This window comes from Type-E symbiont of Plautia stali (assembly GCF_059731115.1).
In genome coordinates this window covers 389744-403612 of record NZ_AP035906.1, presented here as the reverse complement: position 1 = coordinate 403612, position 13869 = coordinate 389744, and the positions used below count along the sequence as shown (strand labels likewise).

General features: G+C 52.2%; 10 protein-coding genes. 3 read left to right on the top strand and 7 right to left on the bottom strand.

Features of this window, described 5'->3' with window-relative positions; translation table 11 throughout:
• Nucleotides 1-49 precede the first annotated feature (49 nt).
• Together AC6I8L_RS01775 and AC6I8L_RS01770 are read right to left on the bottom strand one after the other, a co-directional pair.
• Nucleotides 50-1000: an ATP-grasp fold amidoligase family protein gene (locus tag AC6I8L_RS01775; RefSeq protein ID WP_034826903.1), complete on the bottom strand. Its 951-nt coding sequence runs from the start codon at nucleotides 998-1000 to the stop codon at nucleotides 50-52.
• An 8-nt stretch (nucleotides 1001-1008) separates the two neighbouring features.
• On the bottom strand, nucleotides 1009-2265 hold the full coding sequence (locus AC6I8L_RS01770) for an oligosaccharide flippase family protein (RefSeq protein WP_058960083.1): 1257 nt from the start codon (nucleotides 2263-2265) through the stop codon (nucleotides 1009-1011).
• A 527-nt stretch (nucleotides 2266-2792) separates the two neighbouring features.
• Between AC6I8L_RS01770 and AC6I8L_RS01765 the strand changes: the two genes are divergently transcribed.
• Nucleotides 2793-3188, top strand: a complete 396-nt coding sequence (locus AC6I8L_RS01765; protein WP_034826907.1) for a transposase — start codon at nucleotides 2793-2795, stop codon at nucleotides 3186-3188.
• Nucleotides 3189-4091: 903 nt separating this feature from the next.
• Here the strand turns inward: AC6I8L_RS01765 and AC6I8L_RS01760 are convergent.
• Both AC6I8L_RS01760 and AC6I8L_RS01755 read right to left on the bottom strand, forming a co-directional pair.
• Entirely contained in the window at nucleotides 4092-5045 is a 954-nt protein-coding gene (locus AC6I8L_RS01760) for a DMT family transporter (protein WP_058960082.1), read from the bottom strand.
• 72 nt (nucleotides 5046-5117) lie between these two features.
• A complete protein-coding gene (locus tag AC6I8L_RS01755) occupies nucleotides 5118-5948 on the bottom strand; it encodes an AraC family transcriptional regulator (protein ID WP_058960081.1) in 831 nt (276 codons plus the stop codon).
• Between the two features lie 124 nt (nucleotides 5949-6072).
• Between AC6I8L_RS01755 and AC6I8L_RS01750 the strand changes: the two genes are divergently transcribed.
• Nucleotides 6073-6600: an isochorismatase family protein gene (locus tag AC6I8L_RS01750; RefSeq protein ID WP_034826913.1), complete on the top strand. Its 528-nt coding sequence runs from the start codon at nucleotides 6073-6075 to the stop codon at nucleotides 6598-6600.
• 55 nt (nucleotides 6601-6655) lie between these two features.
• Here AC6I8L_RS01750 and AC6I8L_RS01745 read toward each other — a convergent pair whose 3' ends face one another.
• From AC6I8L_RS01745 to ssb1, 3 genes are all read right to left on the bottom strand, one after another.
• On the bottom strand, nucleotides 6656-7885 hold the full coding sequence (locus AC6I8L_RS01745) for a DNA-processing protein DprA (RefSeq protein ID WP_058960080.1): 1230 nt from the start codon (nucleotides 7883-7885) through the stop codon (nucleotides 6656-6658).
• Nucleotides 7885-9981 carry a RecQ family ATP-dependent DNA helicase gene (locus AC6I8L_RS01740; RefSeq protein ID WP_058960079.1) on the bottom strand — a complete coding sequence of 699 codons (2097 nt, stop codon included), beginning with the start codon at nucleotides 9979-9981 and terminating at the stop codon, nucleotides 7885-7887. Before AC6I8L_RS01740 ends, AC6I8L_RS01745 begins: the two co-directional genes overlap by 1 nt.
• A gap of 114 nt (nucleotides 9982-10095) precedes the next feature.
• Nucleotides 10096-10647: a single-stranded DNA-binding protein SSB1 gene (gene ssb1, locus AC6I8L_RS01735; protein WP_034826920.1), complete on the bottom strand. Its 552-nt coding sequence runs from the start codon at nucleotides 10645-10647 to the stop codon at nucleotides 10096-10098.
• Nucleotides 10648-10869: 222 nt separating this feature from the next.
• Between ssb1 and uvrA the strand changes: the two genes are divergently transcribed.
• Nucleotides 10870-13701 (top strand): excinuclease ABC subunit UvrA, encoded by a 2832-nt coding sequence (gene uvrA, locus AC6I8L_RS01730; RefSeq protein ID WP_034826922.1) that lies wholly within the window; start codon nucleotides 10870-10872, stop codon nucleotides 13699-13701.
• Nucleotides 13702-13869: the final 168 nt, after the last annotated feature.

Here is a 13869-nt window from a genome sequence, read left to right as displayed (position 1 = left end):
CCAATAAAAAACCCCGCTAAGCGGGGTTTTTTATTTTGCTGTGTGATACTCAAATTTTCTTCAGTACGGCTGGAATAGCGACTTCCGGCACCGTCACACCCGGTATCTGCGTACCGCGGCGGTCTTGAATCCACATATCACCCATCATCTGGTTTAATCCACGGTCCAACCCGGTCACTAACCCGGCACCTGGCGTAAACGTCAGCTCGCCAAAGTAAATCCGATCACCATCGATATACCAGTCCACACGCACATAATCAAAATCGCTCGCCAGGGTTTTACTCAGCGCTAATGCGTGCTGTAACTGCGCCATTTGTGGATTCACATCCAGCCCGGTATCGCGAATTTTGTGGTACGCCTCATTGAGGTTGTTCACATAAAAATTCATCGACAGTAACGGGTTACATCGGTTGTAAATCACCTGCAGCACATATTCAAAGCTGCCGTCACGCTTATTGAACATGTGAAACTTGTAATCAATCGGCGCAGTTTTGCCATCACCAATGTACTGCTCCACCAGGATACGCGGCTTGATGTAGCGATAGTGAATCTCACGCGCTTCATTGGCAAAGTCGGTCTTCAACCAGCGATGGCAGTCACTGATAATTTTCTGCTTCTTCAGCGCATCCGGCTCTTCCAGCAGGATTTCCACCATATTGGAGCCGTGATTGGGCTTAATTACCGTGTTCTTCCAACTCGGCAGCGTATGCAGCGAGTGCGGGTCGCTGGTCTCATACACCAGTGGGATCAGGTATTCGCTGCCCACTTTCTCGGCGATGTATTCGCGCACCGAATATTTATCCGACAGGCGGCCATAGATTTGGTAATCGCCAAAAACGAATTTCCGGTACAGCACCTTCTCATTAAACACTTTCGGTTGACGCAAATTGGGCAGTTTGCGGAATTTATGAAAGTAATAGATGCGGTCCTGGTAAGCCCAGGGCATCTTCTTGATGAAGTACTGGACACTTCTTCTGAGTTCATCTTTCAACTTGAGCATATCGGACCTCATTTGTAGGTTTTGTAGTTGAGTGAGGAAACTTGAATCTTCTGAATGACGCCGTTATTGAAGAAGTAATTCATTACGGTGAGGGACAGAAGTTCAGAGATGAAGACGCTCCAGGCGGCACCCATGATGCCGTAGCCCTGGATCAGCCACCACGACAGCGGCAGACTGATCACCATCAGGCAGATGATCTTCTTCAGCAGATAGTTAAATCCGCCCTCTTTCACCATGTAGCGATACGCTACGGTCCCCATTGCCGAAAAGCAGGTTGCTAACGACAGTAACGTAATGAGACTCCCTGACTGTGTGTACTCGTGACCATACAAAGCGATGATGATTTGCTCGCCATACAGCGCAATCACCGCTAACAACAACAATGAAACACCCATGACATAGCCGTTCAGCCGCGCAGTGAGCTTGATGGCGGCTGCTCCGCGCTCCCGGAATATCTCCGAGAAGCAGGAAGTGATGATGGCAACCGGAATGAATATCCAGGACGCCGAAATGGTATTGGCGGCAGCAAACAGGCCGAGGTCGCGAGCGGAGGCAATGCCCGCCAAAAACATCTGGGCCGCCTTAACCTGCACAGAAATGAAGATGCTGGAAATCGCCAACGGTAAACCTGCGTACAGCAGATAACGCAGGTAGGTATTGCGCTTCTCCTGTGGCGGCGCCATGTCCTGGTTTTCGCGATAAAAATTAGACCGTTTGATGACGTACGGCACCAGCGTGACCATGACAATCGACAGCGTCAGCCACAAGGGATTGAGATGCAGCCAGGCAATGGCGAAACTCAGGGTAAAGCCCAACAGCAGGCCGACCGAGTTGGCCACCGTGTTGAGTCGGGAAGCCAGACGCGCATTGTTGTAAACGCTGAACGTATCCTGCGTCACAAAAACGGAGGAGATAAACGAGGCCAGGGCAAATGCGAGGAAATTTTCCTGCATGTTGTACCACACCCAAATCAACACCGGGATAGAGGTCAGCAACAACAAGACCAACCGCATGGTGCGGGCCACCGCCATCAGCCGCAGGCCTTTCGGCGCGCTTTTGCTGATGCGTTTGAACAGGATGGTTTCGGTACCGAAAATCGCTACGGTCTGTACCATCGAGAACAACGAGGTTGAAAACGCCATCTGACCGAATATGGTAGGGCCAAATGACTTCGCCACGTAGGAGGTCACAAATATGACGCCGAACACCGAGACGATCTTCTCAGACATCATCCAGGCGGCATTAGACATTACGCTCAATTTCATCGACTGATCCTTAGTATTACTTACAGCAACTGCCTTTCGGTACAACGTCCTTGAAATGAATTAACAAGCGCTCAGTGGGCCTGACTTAAATTAATAACTTCAAACCAAACTGGTCCGAAAAATGAGACTCCCGTCAGGATTCTTTGAATGAATTCAGGAAAATTCCGATTAAACCTGGTGCGAAACTCTGCGGATGTAAACGATTTCAGCCTGAATTCGAAGCAAAGGTTTACTGGCACACCCTGTGATTTTCACAAACAGGTTATGCCGTATTTCCAATGATTGTAGTATTTTTCTGCATTTGGGATGAAATGAATCTATATCAAAAACCCAAAGCCAGGAAGGCGTTCAATGGCATTCAGAATAAAATAAGATTTATCCCATGATGATATTTATTCCAAATAACTTAATTTAAACCTCGCAATTCAAATCGCGCACTTTAATACTGCATTAATACTCTTTTTGCAGTACCAGATATTAATACAGTAATTCTCATCCACTAATTGATAAGAAAGGTAAGAGCATTTATGAGAAAGTCACGATATAGCGAAGAGCAAATCACAAATGCCATTAAAGCTTCTGAAACGGGAGTGAAAGTCAGGGAGATTTGTGAAGAGCTTGGCATTTCCGAGGCCACCTTCTACAGCTGGAAGAAAAAGTTTTCTGGGCTTTCTTCAGAAGAAGGGAGAAAAATCAAAGATTTGGAGGATAAACTACAAAACCTTACCCGTGAGCTACAGTCACTGAGTTCCGACAAAGAGATGCTGCAAAGCGTGCTGAAAAACTTCTTCACCACAAATGAGAAGCGGCAAGCTGTTAACTTCCTGCAAACCACCTTCGACATTGGAACGCGTCGCAGCTGCCGCTTGCTGGATATTAGCCGCAGTGTTTACCACTATCCTTCAGGCTCCGATAATCGTTAACACCATTAAGACCGTTGTTATTTGACTTAATGCTGAGATTTGTTCTTACCAGAAGAGATGAAGATCATTTAATTCGGCGTTCGTAACATAACAATTCGCACCATTTTTTCCTGATGAATATCATCGCGGATTTGCTTCCTTTTTTGCGGTAAAATTGATTCACATCAGCAAAAGTCTCGCTATTCAAGCCTTTTAGACGCAGCCCAGTCTCATTACGGTGAGATTGGTGCTTCGTTTTATTACTTAACTGATATTAATGATCAGGACTGAATACAGATAAATCTGTTAAGCAGTCATGAACAACGGCATGTAATCGCTCACACAATGACTCTTATTTTTATTGGACCTGTCACTTTAGGTGACGATCACGAATCGTCATCTAGCTAGGGCGATGCTCTGATAACAGCACCAGGATTATTCCGGATTAAAAACGTTATCACACCTAAACAATAACAGTAAAAAATGGCGACTTTTGGAAAATATCGCCCGGTAATTCATCTCTGTGTTTAATCATTTTTTCATGCAAATTCAGCGGATGTTTCTCAACACCTGAGCGGCATCTTGAGAAAATCGTGGCTCAAAGCGGTGATTTTCAGTGCCAAATCGCAATAAAAATGCAGATAGAACACCTTTTTAACCCTGCCGGCGCCGGCTTTTTTACCCTTCCCCGCGGGTTATCACCTCGTTTCCACCCGCTGGAGTGACCGGATTGCCCCCCTGAATGCAACATGGGTTATGACAAAGTGGGGTAAAAACAGGCAAGGATAAGCGAGGGAAAGTTATATCGCGGTGGTGACTGAGGATATAAATGGCGAAGAGGAGCGCAAAACAGAGGGGGCAAATTCCTAAAAACACTGAAGAAAGGGCTGCTGAGCCCCTCTACTCAGCAGCCAGAAATTCATGTTAAAGCGCGCTGACTTTCGGCTGCGGTTTAATACGCATGGCATAGATTACGCCAACGATGAGACAGCCAATACCGATGCCAGTGAGCAGCGGCGGCCAGCTCTGTCGCCAGAGGAAGGTCCACAGCAGACCCGCCAGCGTTTCGAACACAATCAGCGGCCCCATGATGACCGTTGGCACACGCTGGCTGGCCGCATTCCAGCATAGCGTGCCTAACCATGAACATATCAGCCCAATTGCCAGCATGATGAGGAGAAAACGCGTGGGCTGTGGGCCAAATGGCAGAGCGAACTCAGGCTGCTGCCAGTAAAGCTGACCGCACACGAATAAATAGAACACCAGCGCCAGCGGTAAGGTCACCAACCCTTGTGCCGTTGCCCAGCTACCGGCTTTATGCTGTGGATGCGCGCGCAGCCAGATGCCATTGCGCAGCGGATACCAGGTCCAGCAGGCGACCGCTAAAATCGCCAGTAACAGCCCTGTCAGGTAGCGCGACCAGTCAAATTCCGGTCCCTGCATTTGCATCTCAGCGGCATTCACGCAGCCCAGGCCAGCAGCAATAATCAGTAGCGCCGGAAAGAGTTTACGCCAGGAAAGTCGCCCTTCAAGATGGCCGTAGCAAAGGTTGGCCGTCACGGTGATGACCACCGGCAAGGTGCCAATTATCATGGTCGAGATAGGCGCACCGGTGCGCTGGATAGCACTGGCGAGACAGGCGTAATAGAGCAGATTACCGACCAGCGACAATTTCAGCGCTTCCAGCCAATCTTTACGTGCCAGCTGTTTCAGACGGCGGCGATCCAGCCATGCCAGCGGTAATACCACCAACCCAAAAGCCACGTAGCGTCCGGCCGATTGTAAGGTACCCGGATAGTCAGGTATCAGCAGCGGTCCAACAAAAATGAGCCCCCACATTAATCCTGCGGCAAGTGCAAACACGATTCCTGCAAACATTCTCTTTTCCTTTATCACTTTTCCGTCGCAGTGTGGCGTAACCGGATAATAAAGGCTTGTAGCAGATTGCGGTTAACGTGAGGGGAAAACTTGCTTTTGATAACGCCCTGGCGTGATGCCATAACGGTGAGCAAACGCGCGCGTGAGGTGTGCCTGATCGGTCAATCCAACAGCCGCCGCTACCGAAGCCGCACTTTCTCCCATTCCTAAACGTTGCTTGGCTTCGAACAGGCGAAAGGCCATCAGCATCTGATGTGGCGTAACATGGAAGTGGTGTTTAAAACTGCGGAGAAAATGCCACGGCGACAAAGACGCCAGGGCGGCCAGCTCATCAAGACGAACCGGCTCCGCCAGGTTTTCACGCAGATAGGTTTTTACCGCATCAAAGCGATGGGCGCCCTCTTCGGGTCGGGATTTTCCCTGATGTGCCAGCGGGCGTAATAGCTCGAGTAGTTCCAGCAACAGACTCTCGCGTTCTAACGCGCTGGTGGCTTGCCACATCTGCGCCAGTCGCTGGGAAAACGGCTGTGCCAGACGGGCGTCTGTACGCAGCGCTTCACTAAACCACCAGTGACGGTCGCCGGTAAGCCGCTCCATCTCCTGCGGATCAATATAGATCATGCGATAACGCCAGCCCTCATCACAGGCCGATTCCCCGGTGTGCAATTCATCAGGGTTCATCATTACCAGTGAATGCTGCGGTGCCGTATAGTGCGTGCCGCGGTAGCGAAAACGCTGTGCACCCGATTCAATGGTGCCGATACCGAAGGCTTCATGGGTATGCGGCTCAAAAGCGTAACGCGAGATGTGCGCCTGATATAGCTCGATACCCGGCAGTTCAGCAAAATGCTGGAACTGTGCCTGATCGCACTTATCAGGAAAGATTTCCGGAACCACCTTCACGTCACACCTCCTAAAAACAGGTTAATTAGCATGCGCGGCGGCGAGATGAAATGCAAAACAGATTTGCTTTACCTGCATGCATAACAATCGCGATACTGTCATCCTCTATATAAAGGAGGCAGTGATGGCTAATCGGGTTGTCGTGGTAGTGGATATGCAAAACGGCGTGCTGGCTTCGCCACGTTTTGATCGTGACGGACGTTGTCAGCGCATCAATCAACTGACGGCAGCGGCCGATCAGGTGATTTTTATTCAGCACGTTGAGCCAGGCCTCGAAGTAAACAGCGAAGGTTGGCAGATCGTGCCGGAATTGGATCAGCCAGCCAACGCGATCTACGTTAACAAGACCGCCTGTGACAGTTTTTGGCAAACCGACCTGGCGGCTCAGCTTGATCAACATGGCATTGAGAGCTTTGTGATTTGCGGCTGCGCGACCGATTACTGCGTGGATACCACCATCAAAGTGGGTGCCAGCCTGGGTTATCACATCACCGTTGCCGCCGATGCGCATACCACAGCTGACCGGACTTACGTTTCCGCACAACAGCAAATCAATCAGCACAATGAAATCTGGGCGGATTTGATTCTGCCGGGCAACCCGGTGTTAGTGCGTGATACTGAGGTATTGCTGCGGGAGTGGCGACCGCATTAGCAGTCACTTTGCCGGGCAGAATTGTCCGGCTTACATTATGGGCGGCATTCAGCAGCTAGATTTTACGCTTCCATTGATAACGGTTTGATCCTGCCAGCTGTTCAATCAGCCCCTCATGCTCCGCACGCTGCAACCATTCAGTCAGCTGAATCTGATGCAGACCGGTTCGCAAGCCCAGATCTTCAATCGTGACCGGATAGGCGGCCAGTGCAGGCAATTGCGCCTGAAAAATCAGGTAAAAATCGGATGGATGCCAGATTCCTTCTGGTTCCTGAGCCACATTAGCATCCGCGATCTTGTCGGGCATCGTGTGCCATGCGCCGCTCAATAGATCATCCTGCTGATAAGGCTGATGACGGTGAGTCGTCATCCATTGCGCAACATCAATGTCATCGGGGTGAGCAGCGCACCATTGCCCACCCTGTGTGACCAGCTGGGCGTTGCTGGCCTGTACATCGTCGGTCGGCTTAACCCACAACGGTACCCATTTCTTGCGCAGATTCTCTTCCGCACCAGCCAGCGTACCGCCCTTGTGACCCGCGTGTACGACCAACGCACTCTTCGCCAGGCAATAAACATATCGATTGCGCGCCATCGCGTGACCCACAGTAAAGCCTGCTTCCGGATAGAAAGGCGAAAGCAGCAATAACTTTCCTGCCATGAGACCTTTACGCCATTTGGCGCTGGTCGCAGCGGTGAGCAGACTATCACTGAGGACACCAATGACGGCTCCGTTATGTTGCAAAGCGCCCAGCATCGCGGCTTCATCAATGCCTCTTGCACCACCCGAAATCAGATTTATATTCGCAGAGACAATTCTTACCGCAACCTGACGACTGAACGTTAAATCCCGCTCGCTGGCATTTCTTGACCCAACCACCGCAAGGCCTGGGTGATTTAACAGAGTGATATCACCACAGCCGAACAGCACCGGCGGCGCGTCAGTGCGCAGCTGTTGCTTTAGCAGCCTTGGATATTCAGCGTCAGAACGTGTTAACACCCACAACCCCGCACGCTGCCAGCGTTCAATCGCTAACGCCAGGCTATGTCCACGGCTCAGTAGCGCTTCAATACGCTCGCGCGTGATATGAGAATCAACCCAGCTGGCTAGCATGACATCAGCACCAGAGCCGAGCAGATCGGCGGGTGTTGCAGATTGTTGTTTCAGCCACAGGGCGAATCGTCCCCATTCAGCATTACCTAGCGGCTTCACCTCATCCTCACTCTGGCGCGAGAAGTCGCTGGTTAACAAAAGCGTTGCCTGTGCAACAGGAGATAAATTCATCACTCTTTCACCGTTGAGGTTGCCAGCGCCAATGGATAGACAATGCCGCTTCCCGCTTGCTGAAGCAGGGCTGCAGTCACTGCCATCGTCCAGCCTGAATCGACAATATCGTCTACCAGTAACACGGCAGTGGCTGGCAGATTAGCGCTGGTGGCAAATGCGCCATCCAGATTACGACATTGATGGAAGCGATTATTTTGCAGACGCTGCCGAGGGTTATCTTTCACTTTCTGCAGTGCATCGACAAAGGGTATGCCGAGTCGCTGTGCCAATCGGCGGGCAAAATCCGCTACCAATTGAGGCTGACGCAACGACGGTACGCAGCAAACCCACCGTGGAGCAGGTGCTGGCTGCCAGCGCTGTTCAATCATTTCCACTATGGCAGCAACCAGTTCATCACTGAAATGACCGGCTGCTTTCTCGGCCACTACGCGAGATCCCCATCCGGCATCTCCCCAGCGCGAAAGCACCCGACCTTCCTGCGCACGCAGAGCGGCAGGTAAATTGCCGCGAAAACCGTACTCTTCAAATGCCTGAGCAGCCACCTGAATTTTGGGCAAAATCACCGTTTCGGCGCGCTGTAGAAAGGTCGCTGCCTGATGAGCCAGTGTCGCATCCACCTGCGGGTCAATCAAAGGTCGACCGAGGCAGCTGGCACATTTGCCACAGGATACGGGGTCTGTGTCATCCAGTGATAATCGCAGAAATGTCATCAGGCAATCGCGCTGTGAGATATAACGCTGCACCTCCTGCCACTCTTGCTCGCGCTGTTGCGTCAGGTGCACGATACGTTCGCGATCCAGCAGATAAGCGACCGGCGTTCTCCGCCATTGGGATTTGACCTTAATCACCGGAGCAGGATTCTCAACGCTGAGCAATTTCAGCACTTTTTCAATTTGCCCCTGGCGCAGATTGGTCTGCTGTTCGATATCACGAATCGACAACCCATCACTCTCCTCCAGCACCTGCAAAATATCATATACCTGAGTTTCTGCTGGAAAAGCAGACTGCCGGAAAAACTGGTGAATATCGCGATCTTCACCGCCTGACATCAGCACGCCAACCGCATGGTCGATGCCACGTCCCGCACGCCCTACCTGTTGGTAGTAAGCAACAATGGAAGCGGGTGCCTGATAGTGCAGCACGAAGCTTAAATCAGGTTTGTCATATCCCATTCCCAGTGCGGTGGTCGCCACCAAAACTTTCAATTGGTTAGTTAGCAGCAAGGTCTCAAGGTGTTGACGATAGTCGTTGCTGCTGTCGAAACCAGCGGCCTCAACGCTGCCATGATAGGCGCGCGCATCAATGTGCTGCGTGCGTAACCAGGCCGCAACCTGCTCGGCATCCCGCACGGTGAGCGTATAGACGATACCGGTTCCCGGAAGAGAGGGAATGACCTGCGCCAGCCAGGCAAGGCGAGAGGCCTGATTCGGCAAAATGAGCGTTTGCAGCGCCAGACTTTTACGAATCAGCTCACCGCGCTGAATCACGATGTCGCCCATCTGTTGCTGTATATCTGCAACGACACGATTATTGGCGGTAGCGGTGGTGCCGAGCACTGGCGTATTCGCCGGTAGTTGCCGCAAGATGCTGACAATGCGCCGATAGTCAGGACGGAAATCGTGCCCCCAATCGGAGATACAGTGCGCCTCGTCAATCACCATGAGCGCGATACGGTTGGCAATCGGCTGCAGTACGGTTTCGATGAATTGATCATTGGCGAGACGTTCTGGAGAGATGAGTAAACAATCGACCTGATTGTCCAGCACCCGTTGTGTCACTGAAGACCAGTCACTGCTGTTCGAAGAATTGAGGGTTTCAGCAACAATACCCAGTCGACGAGCCGACTCAATTTGGTTACGCATCAGCGCCAGTAGCGGTGAAACAATGATGGTCGGACCCATACCGCGATCGCGAAAAATTTTGGCGCTGATAAAATAGACGGAGCTTTTACCCCAACCAGTGCGCTGCACCACCAATAATTTCTGTCGATGATTGACCAAAGCATCAATCGCTTCCCACTGCCCACGACGAAACTGAGCCTGCTCATCCGCCAGTGCGGTTTTTAATAACACTTCTGCCTGATGCTGTTTCATTATCACTCCTTGATGGGAAATGCGTCCCTTCTTTTGATTGAGAAACCTGAGAGCCAGATACAAAAAAGCCCCGTAAAACGAGGCCTTAGCGAGTAGTTATGCGTGAGCGTTGACTCAGAACGGGATGTCGTCGTCAAAGTCCATTGGCGGTTCGTTGTTCGCCGGTGCGCTCTGCTGCTGCGGACGCTGTTGTGCGCCGCCGCTGAACTGGTTGCCGCCCTGAGGCTGCTGCTGAGGTTGCTGTGGCTGGCCCCAACCGTTGTTATTGCCGCCGCCCTGGCCGCCCATCGGTGCGCCGCCTGCGTTCGCGCCCTGCTGACGTCCACCCAGCATCTGCATGGTGCCGCCAACGTTAACAACCACTTCGGTGGTGTATTTTTCCTGACCGCTCTGATCCTGCCATTTACGGGTACGCAGCTGGCCTTCGATGTAAACCTGAGAGCCTTTACGCAGGTATTCACCCGCCACTTCAGCCAGTTTGCCGAACAGCACAACGCGGTGCCATTCAGTGATCTCTTTGTTTTCACCGGTTTGCTTGTCGCGCCAGCTTTCCGACGTGGCCAGCGTAATGTTGGCTACCGCGCCACCATTTGGCATGTAGCGCACTTCCGGATCCTGACCCAGATTCCCGACAAGAATCACTTTGTTTACGCCACGACTGGCCATGTTGCTGTCTCCCGATGAGTTGATGCTAAAAGTCTAAGCCAAAAATTGTATCACGTCACAATGACGGTGCCCACTTCAGAGCAGGCTCGCAATTTTTATTTGGCACACAGAATAGCAAAAACACTGGATATTTATTCAGTTTATTTTTTGTGCCATACTAACGCGTTTCTGCTGGTCATGCTGGCAAGGCATGGCGAGTGTTGTTCAATCCGGGAAAGGTGAATGGATAAGATCGAAGTCCGCGGTGCTCGCACCCATAATTTGAAGAATATCAACCTGATCATCCCTCGCGATAAGCTGATTGTGGTCACCGGTCTGTCGGGTTCCGGTAAGTCTTCGCTGGCGTTTGATACGTTGTATGCCGAAGGTCAGCGTCGCTATGTTGAATCGCTCTCGGCCTATGCGCGCCAGTTTCTTTCATTAATGGAGAAACCGGACGTCGACCATATTGAAGGTCTCTCGCCCGCTATCTCTATTGAGCAGAAATCTACATCGCACAACCCGCGTTCTACAGTCGGGACCATTACCGAAATCCATGACTATCTGCGTCTGCTGTTTGCCCGTGTGGGTGAGCCGCGCTGCCCGGATCACGATGTTCCGCTGGCAGCACAGACCGTCAGCCAGATGGTGGATCAGGTGATGGCGCAGGAAGAAGGCCGTCGTCTGATGCTACTGGCACCCGTGGTGAAAGATCGCAAAGGCGAACACACCAAAACGCTGGAAAACCTCGCGGCGCAAGGCTACATCCGCGCCCGTATCGATGGCGAAGTCTGTGATCTCTCCGATCCGCCAAAGCTGGAACTGCAGAAAAAACACACCATCGAAGTCGTGGTGGACCGCTTCCGCGTGCGCGATGACCTGGCAACGCGCTTAGCCGAATCCTTTGAAACCACGTTGGCACTGAGTGGTGGCACCGCCATCGTCGCCGACATGGATGACAGCGATGCCGAAGAGCTGCTGTTCTCGGCTAACTTTGCCTGCCCTATTTGTGGCTACAGCATGAGTGAACTGGAACCGCGCCTGTTCTCGTTCAACAACCCAGCCGGCGCTTGCCCAACGTGTGATGGGCTCGGCGTGCAGCAGTATTTCGATCCCGATCGCGTGGTGCAGAACCCTGAACTGTCACTGGCTGGCGGTGCAATTCGTGGCTGGGATCGCCGCAACTTCTATTACTTCCAGATGCTGCGCTCGCTGGCAGAACATCTGGATTTCGATGTCGAAGCGCCGTTTAACAGCCTGAGCGACAAAGCGCGTGAAGTGATTCTGTACGGTTCCGGCAAAGAGAGTATCGAATTTAAATACATCAACGATCGGGGCGACACTTCGGTACGTCGTCATCCGTTTGAAGGTGTGCTGCACAACATGGAACGCCGTTATAAAGAGACGGAATCCAATGCGGTGCGTGAAGAGTTGGCGAAATTCATCAGCAACCGCTCCTGCACCAGCTGTGAAGGCACACGCCTGCGCCGTGAAGCACGCCATGTATTTGTTGAGAATACCAACCTGCCGACCATCTCTGAGATGAGTATTGGCCATGCCACCGACTTCTTCCGCAATCTGAAACTGAGCGGGCAGCGTGCGCAGATCGCCGAAAAAATCCTGAAAGAGATCGGCGATCGCCTGAGCTTCCTCGTTAATGTCGGTTTGAATTATCTGTCGATGTCGCGTTCCGCAGAAACCCTCTCTGGCGGCGAAGCGCAGCGTATTCGTCTGGCAAGTCAAATCGGTGCGGGTTTGGTGGGCGTGATGTATGTGCTGGATGAGCCCTCAATTGGTCTGCATCAGCGCGATAACGAACGTCTGCTTGGTACGCTGATTCACCTGCGCGATCTCGGCAACACCGTGATTGTGGTCGAGCACGATGAAGATGCGATTCGCGCCGCTGACCACGTGATTGATATCGGTCCTGGCGCGGGTGTGCACGGCGGTCAGGTGGTGGCTGAGGGTGACGTGAATGCCATTATGGCTAACGAAGCTTCGCTGACCGGTCAGTATCTGAGTGGCAAGCGCGAAATCGCCATTCCGCAACAGCGCGTGAAAGGCGATCCGGCAAAAGTGCTGAAACTTACCGGTGCGCGCGGCAACAACCTGAAAGACGTCACGCTGACGATCCCGGTGGGTCTGTTTACCTGTATCACCGGTGTATCCGGTTCCGGTAAATCCACGCTGATTAACGATACGTTGTTCCCCATTGCGCAGCGTCAGCTGAACGGCGCGACCACCACGGAAGTGGCGCCATATCGCGAGATCGCCGGTCTTGAGCATTTCGATAAAGTCATCGACATTGACCAGAGCCCTATTGGCCGTACGCCGCGCTCGAACCCTGCTACTTACACCGGCATTTTCACTCCGGTGCGTGAGCTGTTTGCCGGTGTGCCGGAAGCGCGTTCCCGTGGCTACAATCCAGGACGCTTCAGCTTTAACGTGCGCGGTGGACGTTGCGAAGCCTGCCAGGGCGATGGCGTGATCAAGGTCGAAATGCACTTCCTGCCGGATGTGTATGTGCCGTGCGATCAGTGCAAAGGCAAACGCTATAACCGCGAAACGCTGGAGATTAAATACAAAGGCAAAGGCATTCACGAAGTGCTGGATATGACTATCGAAGAAGCGCGTGAGTTCTTTGATGCTGTCCCTGCGCTGGCGCGTAAACTGCAAACGCTGATCGACGTGGGCTTGTCCTACATTCGCCTCGGTCAGTCTGCAACCACGCTGTCAGGCGGTGAAGCGCAGCGTGTGAAACTGGCACGTGAGCTATCGAAACGCGGTACCGGGCAGACGCTCTATATCCTTGATGAGCCAACCACGGGTCTGCACTTTGCTGATATTCAGCAGTTGCTGGAAGTGCTGCATCAGCTGCGCGATCAGGGCAATACCATTGTGGTGATTGAACACAACCTCGACGTGATCAAAACCGCTGACTGGATTGTCGATCTCGGCCCAGAAGGCGGTAGCGGCGGCGGCGAAATCCTGATTTCAGGCACGCCAGAAACCGTGGCGGAGTGTGAAAAATCCCACACCGCACGCTTCCTTAAGCCAATGCTGAAGAAGAAGTAAAATTGAAGGCCCGCAGTGCGGGCCTTCTTATTTCTTTCAATCCACAGACGCCGCACTCTCTAGTTTACTCGCTGAATATTGCAGTTAGTCGGGCCTGATACCCCGCTGTCAGATTCCGCAGCAAAATGCAGAAACAGGCAAGAATCAGACAACTTCAGGCATATACGC

Coding starts and splice junctions, on each gene's coding strand:
- ssb1 (WP_034826920.1), bottom strand. CDS start 10,647: ATGGCCAGTCGTGGCGTAAACAAAGTGATTCTTGTCGGGAATCTGGGT.
- AC6I8L_RS01770 (WP_058960083.1), bottom strand. CDS start 2,265: ATGAAATTGAGCGTAATGTCTAATGCCGCCTGGATGATGTCTGAGAAG.
- AC6I8L_RS01760 (WP_058960082.1), bottom strand. CDS start 5,045: ATGTTTGCAGGAATCGTGTTTGCACTTGCCGCAGGATTAATGTGGGGG.
- AC6I8L_RS01775 (WP_034826903.1), bottom strand. CDS start 1,000: ATGCTCAAGTTGAAAGATGAACTCAGAAGAAGTGTCCAGTACTTCATC.
- AC6I8L_RS01750 (WP_034826913.1), top strand. CDS start 6,073: ATGGCTAATCGGGTTGTCGTGGTAGTGGATATGCAAAACGGCGTGCTG.
- AC6I8L_RS01740 (WP_058960079.1), bottom strand. CDS start 9,981: ATGAAACAGCATCAGGCAGAAGTGTTATTAAAAACCGCACTGGCGGAT.
- AC6I8L_RS01765 (WP_034826907.1), top strand. CDS start 2,793: ATGAGAAAGTCACGATATAGCGAAGAGCAAATCACAAATGCCATTAAA.
- AC6I8L_RS01745 (WP_058960080.1), bottom strand. CDS start 7,885: ATGAATTTATCTCCTGTTGCACAGGCAACGCTTTTGTTAACCAGCGAC.
- uvrA (WP_034826922.1), top strand. CDS start 10,870: ATGGATAAGATCGAAGTCCGCGGTGCTCGCACCCATAATTTGAAGAAT.